Annotated in this window: 12 protein-coding genes; 5 read left to right on the forward strand and 7 right to left on the reverse strand. The window is 62.5% G+C overall.

Annotation, left to right across the window (positions count from 1 at the left end; translation table 11 throughout):
- The first annotated feature begins 38 nt into the window (after positions 1-38).
- The 4 genes from V6943_RS01770 to V6943_RS01785 all read left to right on the forward strand — a co-directional run bounded on the left by V6943_RS01770 (position 39) and on the right by V6943_RS01785 (position 5,877).
- Positions 39-854, forward strand: coding sequence for a rhodanese-like domain-containing protein (locus tag V6943_RS01770; protein ID WP_131649673.1), 816 nt, complete (start codon positions 39-41; stop codon positions 852-854).
- An 11-nt stretch (positions 855-865) separates the two neighbouring features.
- Positions 866-1,768 carry an archaetidylserine decarboxylase gene (gene asd, locus V6943_RS01775; RefSeq protein ID WP_340552425.1) on the forward strand — a complete coding sequence of 301 codons (903 nt, stop codon included), beginning with the start codon at positions 866-868 and terminating at the stop codon, positions 1,766-1,768.
- Positions 1,769-1,917: 149 nt separating this feature from the next.
- Positions 1,918-3,747, forward strand: a complete 1,830-nt coding sequence (locus tag V6943_RS01780) for a molecular chaperone (protein WP_340552426.1) — start codon at positions 1,918-1,920, stop codon at positions 3,745-3,747.
- A gap of 63 nt (positions 3,748-3,810) precedes the next feature.
- Positions 3,811-5,877 (forward strand): GGDEF/EAL domain-containing response regulator, encoded by a 2,067-nt coding sequence (locus tag V6943_RS01785; RefSeq protein WP_181099746.1) that lies wholly within the window; start codon positions 3,811-3,813, stop codon positions 5,875-5,877.
- A gap of 108 nt (positions 5,878-5,985) precedes the next feature.
- Here V6943_RS01785 and serB read toward each other — a convergent pair whose 3' ends face one another.
- A complete protein-coding gene (gene serB / locus V6943_RS01790; RefSeq protein ID WP_131649669.1) occupies positions 5,986-7,200 on the reverse strand; it encodes a phosphoserine phosphatase SerB in 1,215 nt (404 codons plus the stop codon).
- A 202-nt stretch (positions 7,201-7,402) separates the two neighbouring features.
- On the opposite strand from serB, the gene V6943_RS01795 reads away from it, so the two are divergent.
- Positions 7,403-8,962 carry an AhpA/YtjB family protein gene (locus V6943_RS01795; RefSeq protein ID WP_181099743.1) on the forward strand — a complete coding sequence of 520 codons (1,560 nt, stop codon included), beginning with the start codon at positions 7,403-7,405 and terminating at the stop codon, positions 8,960-8,962.
- 196 nt (positions 8,963-9,158) lie between these two features.
- On the opposite strand, the gene V6943_RS01800 is transcribed toward V6943_RS01795, so the two are convergent.
- The 6 genes from V6943_RS01800 to parE all read right to left on the reverse strand — a co-directional run bounded on the left by V6943_RS01800 (position 9,159) and on the right by parE (position 16,070).
- Positions 9,159-9,845 carry a PqiC family protein gene (locus V6943_RS01800; protein ID WP_340552427.1) on the reverse strand — a complete coding sequence of 229 codons (687 nt, stop codon included), beginning with the start codon at positions 9,843-9,845 and terminating at the stop codon, positions 9,159-9,161.
- Between the two features lie 203 nt (positions 9,846-10,048).
- A complete protein-coding gene (gene parC, locus V6943_RS01805) occupies positions 10,049-12,301 on the reverse strand; it encodes a DNA topoisomerase IV subunit A (RefSeq protein ID WP_340552428.1) in 2,253 nt (750 codons plus the stop codon).
- Between the two features lie 31 nt (positions 12,302-12,332).
- Positions 12,333-12,683, reverse strand: a complete 351-nt coding sequence (locus V6943_RS01810) for a bleomycin resistance protein (RefSeq protein ID WP_340552429.1) — start codon at positions 12,681-12,683, stop codon at positions 12,333-12,335.
- Complete coding sequence (locus V6943_RS01815) at positions 12,680-13,207, reverse strand: retropepsin-like aspartic protease family protein (protein WP_340552430.1); 528 nt, start codon at positions 13,205-13,207, stop codon at positions 12,680-12,682. Before V6943_RS01815 ends, V6943_RS01810 begins: the two co-directional genes overlap by 4 nt.
- A complete protein-coding gene (locus tag V6943_RS01820; protein WP_445324119.1) occupies positions 13,204-14,148 on the reverse strand; it encodes an esterase-like activity of phytase family protein in 945 nt (314 codons plus the stop codon). The genes V6943_RS01815 and V6943_RS01820 overlap by 4 nt, the downstream gene beginning before the upstream one ends.
- A 35-nt stretch (positions 14,149-14,183) precedes the next feature.
- Positions 14,184-16,070 carry a DNA topoisomerase IV subunit B gene (gene parE / locus V6943_RS01825; RefSeq protein ID WP_340552432.1) on the reverse strand — a complete coding sequence of 629 codons (1,887 nt, stop codon included), beginning with the start codon at positions 16,068-16,070 and terminating at the stop codon, positions 14,184-14,186.
- Positions 16,071-16,080: the final 10 nt, after the last annotated feature.

The following is a 16,080-nucleotide window of genomic DNA, read 5'->3' on the forward strand; positions in this document are numbered from 1 at the left end:
CGCTAGACTGGCTCCTTTCTGACAGCCCGAGACTTACCGTGTCTGCCTTTTCAAACCTGCCTCTGGTAATCGAACCGGTCGATCTGGCCGAACGTTTGAATGCCCCCGAGCTGATCCTGGTCGACCTGACCAGTGCGAGCCGCTACGCCGACGGCCATATACCTGGCGCGCGATTCGTCGATCCCAAGCGGACCCAGCTCGGCCTGCCGCCAGCACCGGGAAAGTTGCCCGGCAAGGATCAGCTGGAATCGCTGTTCGGCGCGCTGGGGCATCGCGCCGATGCGGTTTATGTCATCTATGACGATGAGGGCGGCGGTTGGGCCGGGCGTTTCATCTGGCTGCTGGACGTCATCGGCCATCACCACTACCACTACCTGAACGGCGGCCTGCACGCCTGGCTGGCCGAACAACGTCCGCTGTCGCAAGAGGTTCCTGACGCCGTGGGCGACTCAGTCGCACTCCAGCTCGAAGAAAGCCCGAGCGCGACCCGCGAATACATCGAAAGCCGGCTCGGCGCTTCGGATCTGGTCGTCTGGGACGCGCGTTCGCCCGAAGAGTACCGCGGCGAAAAGGTGCTGGCGGCACGCGGCGGTCATATTCCCGGCGCGATCAACTTCGAATGGACCGCGGCGATGGACCCGTCCCGCGCCATGCGCATTCGCGAAGACATCGCCGAGCGGCTGGTCGCGCTCGGCATCACCGCGGACAAGGAAATCGTCACCCACTGCCAGACGCATCACCGCTCCGGTTTCACTTACCTTCTGGCCAAGGCCCTGGGCTATCCAAAGGTGAAGGGATACCCCGGCTCCTGGGGCGAATGGGGCAACCTGCCCGACACCCCGATTCAGCAATGAAAAGGTCATCCATGAAAGATCGCTTGTTCGTATTCAGTCAGTACCTGCTCCCGCACCACCTGATCTCGCGCCTCGCCGGCTGCCTCGCCGAATGCCGCCTGCCATGGGTGAAGAACACCTTCATCAAATGGTTCGTGCGGCATTTTCAGGTGGACATGCGCGAGGCGCAGATCGAAGACCCGATGGCCTACGAGCATTTCAACGCGTTTTTCACCCGCGCCTTGAAAGACGGCGCCCGTCCGCTGGATCCGACGCCAGGTGCGATCCTCAACCCCTGCGATGGTGCCATCAGCCAGTTGGGCCGGATCGAGCAGGGCCGGATCTTCCAGGCCAAGGGCCACAGCTACAGCGTGATGGAGCTGCTCGGTGGCGACCATGAGCGCGCGGCGCCCTTCATGGGCGGTGACTTCGCCACCGTGTACCTGTCGCCCAAGGATTACCATCGTGTACACATGCCGCTGTCCGGCACCCTGCGCGAAATGGTCTACGTACCGGGCCGCATCTTCTCGGTGAACACCGTGACCGCCGAAGGCGTACCGGAGCTGTTCGCGCGCAACGAGCGCGTGGTTTGCCTGTTCGATACCGACCGCGGGCCGATGACCATGGTGCTGGTCGGCGCGATGATCGTCGCCAGTATCGAGACCGTATGGGCCGGGCTGGTAACGCCGCCCAAACGCACCCTCAAGACCACCCGTTACGACGAAGCGGCACGCGCGCCGATTCATCTGGAAAAAGGCGCGGAGATGGGCCGCTTCAAACTGGGCTCCACGGTGATTCTGCTGTTCGGTCCGGATCAGGTCAGCTGGGCCGAGCAGCTTACGGCACTGACGCCGGTATGCATGGGCGAAGGCCTGGGACAGGCCAAGCCGATACCCCCGGCCGTTACTCCAGTGGACGATTTCACACAGCCTTAAAGCCAAACCAATGGTCGGTTGCGGCTAGCCAACGTCTCTGTGTTCGTTATGATGTCAGCCGAAGATTGCGTTTTGACATCACAGGTAGCAAATCCTGCCGTCATTGCCGAACCTAGGCAGTACGTCGGATTTGCCACGGAGTTCACCGTTTGGATAACCAAAGTCAGCCATCGCTATTGCGCGTCCCGACGCCGGATTGCCAGGGTCTGTCTTTCTGCGAACCCAGCATTCGCGGCGTCCGGCGCTGGCTTTCCGGCCTGCCCAAGGCAAACCTGGGCGAAACCGCGCGACAGCTGTACCAGGCCATCCAGGAACTCAACCGAGTCCGCACCACCGCCCAGGGCCGTCTGCAACTGCTCGAACTGTTGCGACCGGAAATCCATATGGTCTGCAAGGCCCTGGAGCGCTACTTCGTCAATCAGCCGATCGTCCTCAGCGAACAGCCGCGTAAGGTCGCCAGCCTGTGCCAGGCGCTGCAGAACCATCTTGCCACCGGTTACAAGCTGATCTCCGTCGAGCTGTCGTCCCAGCCCGGACGCGAATCCCAGCAACTGCTCACCATTGCCCTGCAGCGGGCGGTCCGCAGCCTCTGCGCGATGCTGGTTCGCTCGACGCAGCTGTACAGCCCGACACCCGATGGGCTATGGCTCGAACTTCACCAGCTGTACGCCATCGCTAGCGAGCGTGGCGTGCACTGCACCCTCGTGCGCGACGACCTCGGCTATCGCGTCAAAGGCCTGAGTATCGAACAGAGCTACACCGTCGCCCTCATGATCGGCAGCGCCCGCTGCAACCAGATGCGCCAGCAGAACATCGCGCAATTGGCTGAGGTGCTAGAGCCCTGGAGCGCACTGATTCGTCTGCAGTCCGGGCAAAGTCCGTCCAGCCTGTTCTGCCTGTCGTCACGCGTCGATCACCCGCCGCGCTATCGATCGCTGTTTGCCGCCGAGGAGCGGCTCCACCTGCTCGGCATCGACCCGCATGGCCTGGTCAATGCCATCCAGCTACACCTGCAATCACCATCGCAGCCCCACGAAAACAGCGCGCTTGCAATGCCTGAGGGTTTGAGCCCCGATTTCCTGCAACATCTATGCGCCGCCTGGGGGGATATTTCCGAGCGCAGCTTCCAACGCACCCCAGCGCAGGGCCAGATGAAACTGTGCATCGGTATGAGTGCATTGCATTACCACCTGGCGGGGCAACGGTCGTTCGCCGATCTGTTGAAACGGCCGGAAGCTGCTCAATCCGCCAAGTACAAACTGAACAATGCGGCGCCTGATGTCTGGGCCGTCGCTTTCGACGCGCAGGCGATCAACGAGGACGGCATTCTGCCGAGCGACCACATCGAGTTCGTCCGCCCCGTCCTGGCAAACACCGCTGCGCCTACAACCGCCGAGGACAAACCTGAAAAGCCGCCGGCAGATGCGTCGTACCCGACTTTCGAGGTGCAGCTGGTCGACCACAGCCCCGGGGGCTACTGCCTATCCTGGCCGGGCGAGGTGCCGGCGCAACTCCAGGCAGGCGAACTGCTCGGCCTGCAGGATTCGACCAGCCAGGCCTGGAGCGTCGCAGTAGTGCGCTGGATCCGCCAAGTCCGCGGGCACGGACCACAGATGGGCGTTGAGCTCATCGCGCCGCATGCCCAACCTTGCGGCCTGCGTCTGCTGCGCAAGACCGAGCAGGGCAGCGAATATCTGCGCGCCTTGCTGCTACCGGAAATCAGCGTGATCTCCCGCCCGGCAGCTCTGATCGTGCCGCGCCTGCCATTTCAGGAAGGGCAGAAGGTACAGATCAACCAAAATGGCGACGAGGAGCGCGCGCTGCTCTGCCGCCGCCAAACGGGCACCAGCAGTTACAACCAGTTCGAATTCCAGCGAGTAGGCCTGGGGAGCACTCCCCAGGAGAAGCCGATCACAGCCAAGACAACCCAGGCAGCGCCACGGGGTGAAGATTTTGACTCACTCTGGAACACGCTGTAGATTGCGGCTCATCGTTATTTAGCCCCCCACGCCCCGTCTACGGCGCGTTCCAAAGCTGCTGCCATGGCCCCGCAAAAGAAAACCATCCGCCTGCTGATCCTCGAGGACTCGCAGAATGAAGCCGAGCGACTAGTCAGCCTGTTTCGTAACGCGGGCCAGGCGACACGCGTGCACCGTCTCACATCGAGTGAGGACCTTGCCGATGCACTGCAGCAGACCTGGGATCTACTGATCAACGCGCCCACCAGCGCTAATCTCGACCCCGCTGAAGCCATAGGCGCCATCCGCAAGCAAGCCAAGGACATCCCGATCATCCAGCTGATCGACGGTAACGATGCCGACGCGATCACCGAAGCCCTCACGCTGGGTGCGCAAGGCGCGCTGCCTCAGGGTGAAGACGAGTGGCTGATCCTGATCTCCAAACGTGAACTGGCAAACCTCGAAGAACGCCGCGCACGCCGCTCCGCGGAGCTGGCACTGCGTGAAGCCGAGAAGCGCTGCCAGCTGTTGCTCGACAGCTCGGTGGACGCCATCGCTTACGTCCACGACGGCATGCACATTTACGCCAACCGGGCCTACCTCGACCTGTTCGGCTACGAGGACGTGGACGAACTCGAAGGCATGCCGATGATCGATCTGATCGCTTCCTGTGATCAGGGAGAATTCAAAGGCTTCCTGAAGAACTACCAAAGCCTGCAAGGCAGCGCCGAACTGGTGTGTGGCGGCATTCGCGCCGATGGCGGCAACTTCAAGGCGCGCATGCATTTTTCACCGGCCAGCTATGACGGCGAACCCTGCATACAGGTGGTCATCCGCGCGGAAAGCGACAATGCCGAGCTGGAAAAACTGCGCGAAATCAGCAGCCAGGATCTGGTGACGGGACTATACAACCGCAACCATTTCCTCGGAACGCTGGACGCGGCCATCGAACGCGCGGTAAACGCCGGGCAGCGTTCGAGCCTTGCCTACATCCGCGTCGACCGCTTCGCCAGTCTGCAAGCCGAAATCGGCTTGGGCGACTCGGACCGTCTGCTGGCCGAGCTGGCCCAGCTGCTGCGTGAGCAATTCAAAGAGACGGCCGAGCTGGCTCGCTTCGGTGACGACGCATTCGCGGTGCTGGCACCTGAGACTACGCCGCAGCAACTCGAGCAACCATTGACCAAATTGCTGCGCAAGGTCGAGGGCCATCTCTTCGAAATCGGCGGTCGCACCGTGCAGACCAGCCTCAGCATCGGTGCCGCCGCGCTCGATGAACAGACAGCCAAGGCCCGCGACGTGATCGACCGTGCCCACCGCTGTGCCGAAGAACTCACCGATGGCAATGCGCTGAGCATCTACAATCCGGCCGACGAACTGGCCGCCGCTGCCAGCCGCGGCAATGTCCTGGCGATGCTGCAGCAGGCGCTGGAAAAGAACAGCTTCCGCCTGCTATTCCAGCCGATCATCAGCTTGCGTGGCGACAGTCACGAGCATTACGAAGTCCTGCTGCGCCTGCTCGACCCGCAAGGGGTGGAAGTGCCGCCGGCGGAATTCCTCGGCGCCGCGAAAGAAGCAGGCCTGGCTCCCCGGATCGACCGCTGGGTATTGCTCAACTCGATCAAGCTGCTCGCCGAGCATCGCAGCAAAGGCCACAGCACACGGCTGTTCGTCCACCTATCGAGCGCCAGCTTGCAGGATCCGTCATTGCTCAGCTGGCTAGGGGTTGCGCTCAAGGCATCGCGCCTGCCAACTGACTCGCTGGTGTTCCAGCTCGACGAAAACGACGCTGTCGCCTATCTGAAGCAGGCAAAGGCGCTCAACCAGGGACTGACCGGACTGGGCTGTCGCATCGCTCTGAATCAGTTCGGCTGCGTGCTGAACCCGTTCAACACGCTCAAGCACCTCGATGCCGAGTTCGTGAAGATCGACGGTTCCTACACCCAGGACCTGAGCCGCCAGGAAAACCAGGAAGCACTCAAGCAGCTACTGGCCGACCTTCACGAACAGAACAAACAGACCATCGTCCCCTTCGTCGACAGCGCCACCGTGCTGGCCACGCTGTGGCAAGCCGGTGTTGGCTACATTCAGGGGCAGTATCTGCAAGGCCCGAGCCAGTCGATGGACTACGATTTCTCTTCAGACGACGAATAGCTGGAAGCTGGTCAGCTTGCGGGCTGTCAGTAGTCAGTCAAGCCGCCCCTTATCCTGTCGCAAAAAGCGCTGCACGCCCCAACTACCTATCCTGGCTTCCAGCTGCCTTTACTCCGTCCCTTCCCGATCCCTGAACCCCAGCAGGTAAAGAATCCCGTCCAGCCCCAGGGTAGAAATCGCCTGCTTGGCCGACTGCTTGACCAAGGGTTTTGCCCGGAACGCCACACCCAGCCCGGCCAGCCCGAGCATGGGCAGATCGTTGGCGCCGTCGCCGACGGCGATGGTCTGTTCCAGGCGCAAGCCTTCCCGCTCGGCCAGTTCACGAAGCAGATCGGCCTTGCGCTGAGCATCGACGATGGGCTCCTGGGCGATGCCAGTGAGTTTGCCGTCGACGATCTCGAGTTCGTTGGCGTACACGTAATCGATGCCGAGCCTGGTTTGCAGCTGGCGCGCGAAATAGGTGAAGCCACCGGACAGGATCGCGGTCTTGTAGCCCAGCCGCTTCAGCTCGGCAAACAGCAGTTCGGCGCCCTCGGTAAGCCGCAGGCTGGCACCGACTTCGGCCAGCGCGCGTTCCTCCAGACCTTCGAGCAACGCCAGGCGCTCCTTGAAGCTGGCGCGGAAGTCGAGCTCGCCACGCATCGCACGCTCGGTGATTTCCGCCACTTGATCGCCGACGCCAGCCACTTTGGCCAGCTCGTCGATCACTTCCGCCTCGATCAGAGTCGAGTCCATGTCGAACACCGCCAGCCGGCGATTGCGTCGGAACACCGAGTCGCGCTGAAAGGCGATATCGACGTTCAGCTCCTGCGCCACGCTAAGAAACTCCGCACGCAGCGCTGCCGTATCGGCGGGCTCGCCGCGCACCGAGAACTCGATGCAACCCTTGCCAAGTTCCTCCGGCATATCCAGCGGCTGGCGCCCGGAAAGGCGATCAATGTGATCGATATTGAGGCCATATTTGGCTGTGATCGAGCTGACGCGCTGCAGCTGTTCAGCGGTTACCTTACGGGTCAGCAGCGTGACGATGTGTCGCGGCTTGCCCTGGCCGGCGACCCACTGCTGGTAGTCCTCTTCGGCAACCGGGGTGAAACGCACCTGCTGATCATGCTTGTAGCCCATGAACAGCACGTCCTTGAGCACCGAGGAAGCGCCTTCGGTATCCGGGATCTCGACCAGGATGCCGAACGACAGGGTGTCGTGAATCACGGCCTGACCGATATCGAGGATATTCACGCCCCCCTGGGCGAGCACGCCGGTAATGGCCGCGGTCAGCCCGGGGCGATCTTCCCCGGTGATGTTGATCAGGACGATTTCGCGCAAGGCGCAACTCCTATGGCAAAGAAGGCGGGCATTCTACAACAGCCGGCCCACCGCGGCGCGCCACGACCGCTCGCTGGACTGCTGCCTCTACGCGTCGACAACGGTATTCTGCAATTCGTCTGCTTTGCCCGGGAGACCTTCAGCCGCCAGTGCGCTTTCCGTATACTGCGCGGCACTTTCCTCAAGAGTAGAGCCGCGCTCTGTGAACCGGCCCGCATCCGTCAAACCCGACAATTTCTTTTTGCTGATCTATCGTGCATTACGCCAGCGGCGCGTTCCGCTGGTGCTGCGGGTAGCCAGTCACACGCTGCTGCTGGTCGCCCTGGCGCTGATCATGTATGCCTGGGTCATGGGCATGCAGTTCAAGCACGCCATGGAGCAGCATACCGATGCGCTGGGGCAGAGCCTGATCACCCAGACAGCCGCATCGGCGACCGATCTGCTGGTGGCCAATGACATTCTCAGCCTCAACGTGCTGCTGAGTAATCTGGTGAAGAACCCGCTGGTGGCACACGCGGCGGTTTACAGCGTCGACAACCGCATATTGGCGGAATCGGGCACACGGCCGCCAAGAAACCTGCTGGGCGATGAGGAAGGCCTCTACTCCACCCCCATCAGCTTCCAGGAAGTGATTGCCGGACATCTGCGCATCAGCCTCGACATGCGCCAGCTTCAGCAGCCGATGACCATCAGCCTGCAGAGCATGGGCCTGCTCAGCCTGATCCTGCTGGCGCTGACCCTGATGCTCAGCATGCGCTTGGGCCGACAACTCTCGCTGCCTCTGATGCAATTGCGCCTATGGCTGCGCGACCCGGACGACCCGGCTCCCGGCGCGGGCCGGCAAGATGAGATCGGCGACCTGGCGAGGCAACTGCAGGCCCGCCTGGTACCGGAGGAGCCCGAGCCGGAGATCGAGCTGGACGACAGCATGCAGGATATCTACTCGGCGCATATCGACCTGCCGGTGCTGACCACTGATGCAGACCACGAGCATCTCGAGGACGATCGTCTCGAAGATGAGGATGACTACCCGCGCGCTGACGACTATCCGGCAGACGCGCCCCTCGAAGCCGATGACTTCGATCCCTTCCATGACGACCCGCCACTGGAAGAAACCAAGCCAGAACCGGTATCTACGCCGACTCGCGCACCTGCAACAGCCCCCGCAGCGCCAGTCGCGGCGACCAAAAGCGGCGTGCTGGCGATTCAGCTCGGCGCTCAGGAACAGCTTCGCCGCCTGCCGCGCGCACGGCTTACCGAATTGCTGCAGCGCTACCGGGACTGCCTGCAGCAAGCCGCGACCCTCTATCAGGCCGAGCTGCATACGCTCAACGATGGGAGCAGCCTGATGCTGTTCCATAGCCAGGACGATGAGCAGAATTACCTGACCCATGCGCTATGCTGCGGTGAGCTGATGCGTGCGCTCGGACATGCGCTGCAGATCGAAGTCGCCGATAGCGGCATCACCCTGCAATTGCAGCTGGGCCTGACCCAGGGCGAAGGACTCTACGACCTCAGCCAGGGCGACTTGCTGCTCAGCGAGCCGGCACAAGCAGCGCTGGCCATGTCGCAGCACAGCCGTAACCTGCTGCTGGTCGAGCGCGGTATCGGTGAAGATAGCTTGATCCGCCAACGCGCACGCATCCGCCCAATTGCCAGCCCGGAAGGCGCCTGCTGCGTCGAGCGTCTGCTCGAGCCCTATCCCTCCCTGCTCGAGCGCCAGCTCGCGCGCATGCACGAGTTGCGCAATCGCGGTAGCTGACGCGAAATCAAGAGATTTGTAGGGTGACCCGCCAAGCGTGCCCTACAGACAGGACCCACTCAACGACCTGAACCGCGTAGGGCCGAATTCATTCGGCCACCGCCCCGCCATCGGCCCACGAACAGCTGACCGGACGCTGGATGGATTAGCCGAAGGCGTATTCCGTCATTGGAAACCCAAACGTCGTCCTCGGACCTCAGAAGCGAAACACTTCCAGATCGGTCCTGATCGGCTCGGCCGCGGGAATTGCCGGTGGAGAAGGCTCTGCCTTCCTCGGCGCTTTGATTTCGCGCTTTGCGCGCGTTTGGGCGATGACGACTGGCTCGATAGCGTTCGCCATCATTTCGCTCAGTCGCTGCAATAGCAGGCTTTGTGCACGCACTTGGTCGGTCGTGCTGCCCTGATGCTCTTCCTGTAACCGCACCAGACGGCTGGATTGCCGCTTGCCCTGCTTGTCCAGCAGACGCCACTGAGCCTCCAGCACGGCGGGATGCTCTGGGCCGGAATCCAGCCGCGTGATGTCCACCTCAACCCGCACGTCCGGCGTGAAGCCCTTGCTTCCCGGCCCCAGCTCCAGACGCTGGGTCTTCAGCTGCCAGGCCAGCTGGCGCAACAGAAGCTGATCGATATCGCCCTGCAGGCTACCGGCCCAACGCGCCTGCTGCCCTTCGGTAGCCAGACTGCCGTCGGGCAAACGCTGCAACAGCACATCGCGCTGCAGGTAATCTGCCAACACAACCGGACCTAGCATCACCGCAGCGCCGTCGTCCTTTGTCGGCAGTTCGACGACTCCGTTATCCAGGCGGTACATGGGTACAGGTTGAGTGACGCAGCCAGTGAGGCTGGCACAGGCCAGCAGCAATACAGTTATGAAACGCCGCACGTTCGTGTCTTTCCTTGCACCGGGCTCGACCACCGGCAGGCGTCTACAGTCTGCCGTCAATGGTTGGCCCACAGTGCCGATTGTCTTTTCGGCTCTCGATGCGACCGACGATTGCAGTGCATCGAGAATGATGAATTTTGGAAGGCCGCTATCTTCCGTTAAACAGCCATCGGAAGCCAGCCTCTAGCGACTGCTGACCTCCGTCACACCTCGACCAGCAGCGAGTCCACACGCTGGAAGCCGCGCGGCAGCTTGTTCCCACGACGTCCGCGTTCGCCCTTGTAGTGTTCGAGGTCATCGGCCCTGAGCGACAAGGTGCGCTTGCCGGCCTGCAATATCAGGGTTGCTCCCTCGGGCAACACGGCAAGGTCGGTCAGGTACTCGTCGCGACTTGCGACGCGATCGCCGGGGATGCCGATGATCTTGTTGCCTTTGCCCTTGCCCAACTGCGGAAGATCACGGACCGGGAACACCAGCAACCGCCCTTCGGTGGTGACGGCCGCCAGCCAGTCCTGATCTCTGCTCTTCAGCGGGCGCGGCGCGACTACGCGGGCGCCGGCCGGCAATGACAGCAGTGCCTTGCCCGCTTTGTTCTTGGCCTGTAGATCCTCGCCCTTGACCACGAAGCCGTAACCGGCATCCGACGCGATCACGTACAACGCATCGTCATCGGGCAACAGCACGCATTCGAAACTGGCCCCCGGCGGCGGCGTCAGCCGCCCGGTGAGCGGCTCACCCTGGCCACGCGCCGACGGTAGCGAGTGCGCCGCCAGCGAATAGCTACGGCCAGTGGAGTCGATGAACACTGCATATTGATTGGAGCGGCCGACGGAGGACGCCCTGAAGCCATCGCCAGCCTTGTAGGACAGCCCGGTCGCATCGATATCGTGGCCTTTGGCGCAACGCGCCCAGCCCTTCTCGGAAATCACCACGGTGATCGGCTCGGATGGCAGCAGTTCGTTCTCCGACAACGCCTTGGCCTCGGCCCGCGCCACGATTGGCGAACGGCGGTCGTCGCCGTAGGTTTCGGCGTCCTCCAGCAGCTCCTTGCGCACCAGCTTCTTCAGCTTGGTCTCACTGCCGAGCAGCGCCAACAGCTTGTCGCGCTCCTTGGCCAGCTCGTCCTGCTCGCCACGGATCTTCATTTCTTCCAGCCGCGCCAACTGCCGCAGGCGAGTGTCGAGGATGTAGTCGGCCTGCAGGTCGGACAGCTCGAAGCGCGCCATCAGCACCGGCTTGGGCTGATCCTCGGTGCGGATGATGTGAATCACCTCGTCGAGGTTGAGGAAGGCCACCAGCAAGCCTTCCAACAGATGCAGACGCTTCTCCACCTTGTCCAGCCGGAACTGCAGACGGCGGCGAACGGTGCCGATGCGGTAGGTCAGCCACTCGGACAGCAGCGTCTTGAGGTTTTTCACCTGCGGCCGGCCATCGAGACCGATGACATTGGTGTTGACCCGGTAGCTGGACTCCAGCTCGGTGGTGGCGAACAGGTGCTGCATCAGCTCGTCGGCATCGACCCGGTTGGAGCGCGGGATGATGACGATCCGGCACGGGTTTTCGTGATCCGATTCGTCACGCAGATCGGCGACCATGGGCAGCTTTTTGGCCTGCATCTGGGTGGCGATCTGCTCCAGCACCTTGGCGCCGGAGACCTGATGCGGCAACGAGGTGACGACGATGTCGCCATCCTCGACCCGGTACACGGCACGCATGCGCACTGAACCGCGCCCGGTTTCGTAGATCTTCAACAGGTCCGCACGCGGAGTGACGATTTCCGCCTCGGTCGGATAATCCGGTCCTTGTACGTGTTCGCAGAGCTGCTCGACGGTCGCGCCCGGCTCGTCGAGCAAGCGCACGCACGCAGCGGCGACTTCGCGCAGATTGTGCGGCGGCACGTCGGTGGCCATGCCCACTGCGATACCCGTCGTGCCATTGAGCAGCAGGTTGGGCAAGCGCGCCGGCAAGGTCGCCGGCTCGTCGAGGGTGCCGTCGAAGTTCGGCACCCAGTCGACGGTGCCCTGCCCAAGCTCGGACAGCAGCACCTCGGAATAGCGCGACAAGCGTGCCTCGGTGTAGCGCATGGCGGCAAAGGACTTCGGATCGTCGGGCGCCCCCCAGTTGCCCTGGCCATCGACCAGCGTGTAGCGATAGCTGAACGGCTGCGCCATCAGCACCATGGCTTCGTAGCAGGCCGAGTCGCCGTGCGGGTGGAACTTGCCGAGGACGTCGCCGACGGTACGCGCCGACTTTTTGTGTTTCGAATCGGCGTTCAGTCCCAGCTCGCTCATGGCATAGACGATGCGCCGTTGCACCGGCTTCAAGCCATCGCCGATATGCGGCAGCGCGCGGTCCATGATTACGTACATGGAGTAGTTGAGGTAGGCCTGCTCGGTGAAGTCAGCGAGGGAGCGGCGCTCCACGCCGTCCAGGCTCAGATCGATTGTTTCGCTCATCAGCAGTGTTCTTCAGCAAAGGTTGGATGACTCACGGCTGTCGCTCGCCGAACTTGAGCAGGTTGCCGTGGATGTCGATAACGTACAGTTCTTTCATGCCCCAAGGCCGCAGCACCGGGGCCTCCAAGGTCAGGCCTCGCTGGCTGAACTCTTCATACAACGCCTGGCAATCGCCGGTACGCACGTAGCAGGAGGTATTTTCCGCCAGGTGTCGCTCGGCGCAGAGCCAGAAGTGCAGTTCGGACCCGCCACGTTCCAGAATCAAGTAATCAGCGGCCTGCAGCCGCATGCGAAAGCCCAGGAAGGAGGCATAGAAGGCCCGGCTTTCATCAAGGTCCAGCGAGGCCAGCACCGGCACTGTCGCCTGTATGAGTGCGCTCATGGTCGATCCGTGGCGTGTTGGCGCAGCACCAGAGTGCCGGCGCGCTGGGTGAATTCGAGTTGTTTCAAGGCGCTCATGCCGAGCAGCACCTGCTCGCCGCCGAAGCCAGGCGCGATAAGCGCACGCACGTCCTGCAGAACGATGTCGCCAAGCGCAAGGCTGTCGAGCACCGTGCGATAGCCAGTGGTCTGGCCATTGGCTGTCTGCAACCGCACCGGAGCGCCGCGCGCGAGATCCAGCTCTTCGGCCAGTTCTGCCGGTATGGCAACGTCGGTGGCGCCGGTATCCAGCAGGAAGGTAACCGGCTGGCCATTGATCAGCCCATCAGCGACGAAGTGGCCCTGGATATTGCCCTCCAAGTGAACCTCGATCTGGTCGCCCTGCACGACGGAAACGGGCTCCCGGTTGGGGTTGACGCGACTTTGCTCCCAGTCGGCAAAAAAACGAGTGGCCAGCAACAGAGCCGCACCCCACGCCAGGACCAGCATGACGCGGCCGGCGCGACGTCCGGCAGGCTGTGTCACTGCTTGGAACCCCAGCCGCCTTTGGGCGCGGCGAAGCGCCAGACAATGGGACGCTTTTCTCCATCGGCGCGCGTAAGCTGATTATTGTCGACGCCAATCCAGGCGCCTTCGGCGTCTATCGACAAGGCCTCGGCATTGCCGAACGGTGTGTCATAGCGACGGGAGTCCGCCAACGCCGTAGCGGCATAGGACCAACACGCCTCGCTATCGCCAGTCGCAGGCTTACGCCGACAGATCTGGTGGGGGACAGGTTCCAGGGTGAACAACTTGTCCGCGTGGAAAGCGAGGCCGGAGAATCTTCGTGGCTGATCGGTTTCGTTCATCGCCGGCGACGGTAACTCGCGCCCTCCTTCGGCCAGCAATACGCAGCCGCCGGTACACTCCCAGACGCTCTGCTTGCGATGCATCACCATCAAACCACGCCGACTGTGCTCGGCCGCAAGCCATAGACGATTGGCATCCGGATCGACAGCGACACCCTCGAACATGGCGTTGAATTGAAGCAGCATTCCACTCGCGCGCGCCTGACGAACGACACCGGCGGGCAGGTTCAGCCACTCGGCCGTGCCTGCCGGACTGACACGCAGCACAGCGGCGTGCGCTTCGCTGACCAGATAGCGGTTGCCCAGACGGTCGCAACTCAGGCCCTCGAAATCCATTTCACCACCGCGCAACAGGCCGGTAACGGCGGCACGCATGCGCACCCCCCATGACAAACCGGTGTTCGGCACGGGCGGCAACTCGAAGCGCTCGGCCTCCGCGTGCCAGACGGTTTCGCTGGCATCGAGGCGATACAGGACGTTGTCCTCACGATCCGATACTGCCCACAGCCCATCGCCGCACCAGGCCAACCCGGACAGGTTGCCTTGAGCGATCCCTTCGACAGGGTGCTCGCTGATCAGCGACAGTTCGGGAGCCGCTGCGATGGCCCAGGCTGGCATCGTCAGCGCAAACAACAGAGCGATCCAGGGCTTGCTCAAATCAGCACCTCGGCGAGATTGCCCTTGGATTCGAGCCAGTTCTTGCGATCGCCCGCGCGCTTCTTGGCCAGCAGCATGTCCATCATTTCACGGGTACCGCTGAAGTCATCGAGCGTCAGCTGCACCAGCCGGCGCGTATTCGGATCCATGGTGGTTTCGCGCAGCTGCGGTGGATTCATTTCGCCGAGGCCCTTGAACCGGGTGACCTGCGGTTTGCCGCGGCGCTTCTCTGCCGTCAGACGATCGAGGATGCCATCGCGCTCGGCCTCGTCCAGCGCATAGAAAATGTCCTTGCCCAGATCGATGCGGTACAGCGGCGGCATGGCGACATAGACATGTCCGGCCTCCACCAACGGACGAAAGTGCTGAACGAACAGCGCGCAGAGCAGCGTAGCGATGTGCAGGCCGTCCGAGTCGGCGTCGGCGAGGATGCAGATCTTGCCGTAACGCAGCTGCGATAAGTCGGACGAGCCCGGATCCAGCCCGATGGCAACGGCAATGTGGTGCACTTCCTGGCTGGCCAGCACCTCGCCGCCGTCCACTTCCCAGGTATTGAGAATCTTGCCGCGCAACGGCAGGATCGCCTGGAATTCCTTGTCGCGCGCCTGCTTGGCGGAGCCGCCAGCCGAATCGCCTTCAACCAGAAACAGCTCGGAGCGCGCCGGATCCTGTCCGGCGCAATCAGCCAATTTACCGGGCAGCGCCGGCCCCTGAGTAATGCGCTTGCGTTCGACCTTCTTGCTGGCCTTGAGTCGGCGCCCGGCGTTGCTGATGGCCAGTTCGGCCAACTGCAGGCCAAGCTCGGGATGTGCGTTGAGCCACAGACTGAAGGCATCCTTGACTACGCCGGATACGAATGCCGCCGCCTCGCGGGAAGACAGGCGCTCCTTGGTCTGGCCGGAAAACTGCGGTTCCTGCATCTTCGTCGAGAGCACGAAGGCAATCCGCTCCCAAACGTCCTCCGGCGCCAGCTTGACGCCGCGCGGCAATAGATTGCGGAATTCGCAGAACTCGCGCATGGCGTCCAGCAGCCCCTGACGCAAGCCATTGACATGAGTGCCGCCCTGCGCCGTCGGGATCAGGTTGACGTAGCTTTCCTGGACGCTGTCGCCTCCTTCAGGCAGCCACAACAGCGCCCAGTCGACCGCTTCCTTGTTACCGGCCAGGCTGCCGCAAAAAGGCTCGTCAGGCAGACGGGCGAACTCGCTGACCGCATCGGTCAGGTACGACCGCAGGCCATCCTCGTAATGCCATACGACTTTCTCGCCGGTGTTCTTGTCCTCGAAGCTGACATTCAGCCCAGGACAAAGCACGGCTTTCGCCTTGAGCACGTGCTTGAGCCGGCTGATCGAAAACTTCGCTGAATCGAAATATTTCGGGTCCGCCCAGAAATGTACGCTGGTGCCGGTGTTGCGCTTGCCAACCGTACCGATGACATCCAGCTCGCTGGCTTTGAAGCCATCGACGAAGGCCATGCGGTATTCATTGCCGTCGCGCTTGACCGTGACTTCCACCCGCGTCGACAAGGCGTTGACCACCGAGATACCGACCCCATGCAGACCGCCGGAGAACTGGTAGTTCTTGTTCGAAAATTTGCCGCCGGCATGCAGCTTGGTCAGGATCAGTTCGACGCCCGAGACACCCTCTTCGGGGTGGATATCCACCGGCATGCCGCGACCGTCGTCGATCACCTGAAGGGAATTGTCCTGGTGCAGGATCACCTGCACGGAGCTGGCGTGGCCCGCCAGCGCTTCGTCGACGCTATTGTCGATGACTTCCTGAGCCAGGTGGTTGGGCCGCGAGGTGTCGGTGTACATGCCCGGACGCTTGCGCACCGGATCCAGGCCGGAGAGGACTTCAATGGCTTCGGCGGTATAAGACATGTGCGTCTCT

The organism is Pseudomonas sp. CBC3, assembly GCF_037967085.1.
Taxonomy (GTDB): Bacteria; Pseudomonadota; Gammaproteobacteria; order Pseudomonadales; family Pseudomonadaceae; genus Stutzerimonas.

Excerpts from the sequence above, each read along its gene's own strand:
- asd (WP_340552425.1), top strand. The coding sequence starts at position 866 with ATGAAAGATCGCTTGTTCGTATTCAGTCAGTACCTGCTCCCGCACCAC.
- V6943_RS01785 (WP_181099746.1), top strand. The coding sequence starts at position 3,811 with ATGGCCCCGCAAAAGAAAACCATCCGCCTGCTGATCCTCGAGGACTCG.
- parC (WP_340552428.1), bottom strand. The coding sequence starts at position 12,301 with ATGAGCGAAACAATCGATCTGAGCCTGGACGGCGTGGAGCGCCGCTCC.
- V6943_RS01810 (WP_340552429.1), bottom strand. The coding sequence starts at position 12,683 with ATGAGCGCACTCATACAGGCGACAGTGCCGGTGCTGGCCTCGCTGGAC.
- V6943_RS01820 (WP_445324119.1), bottom strand. The coding sequence starts at position 14,148 with ATGCCAGCCTGGGCCATCGCAGCGGCTCCCGAACTGTCGCTGATCAGC.
- parE (WP_340552432.1), bottom strand. The coding sequence starts at position 16,070 with ATGTCTTATACCGCCGAAGCCATTGAAGTCCTCTCCGGCCTGGATCCG.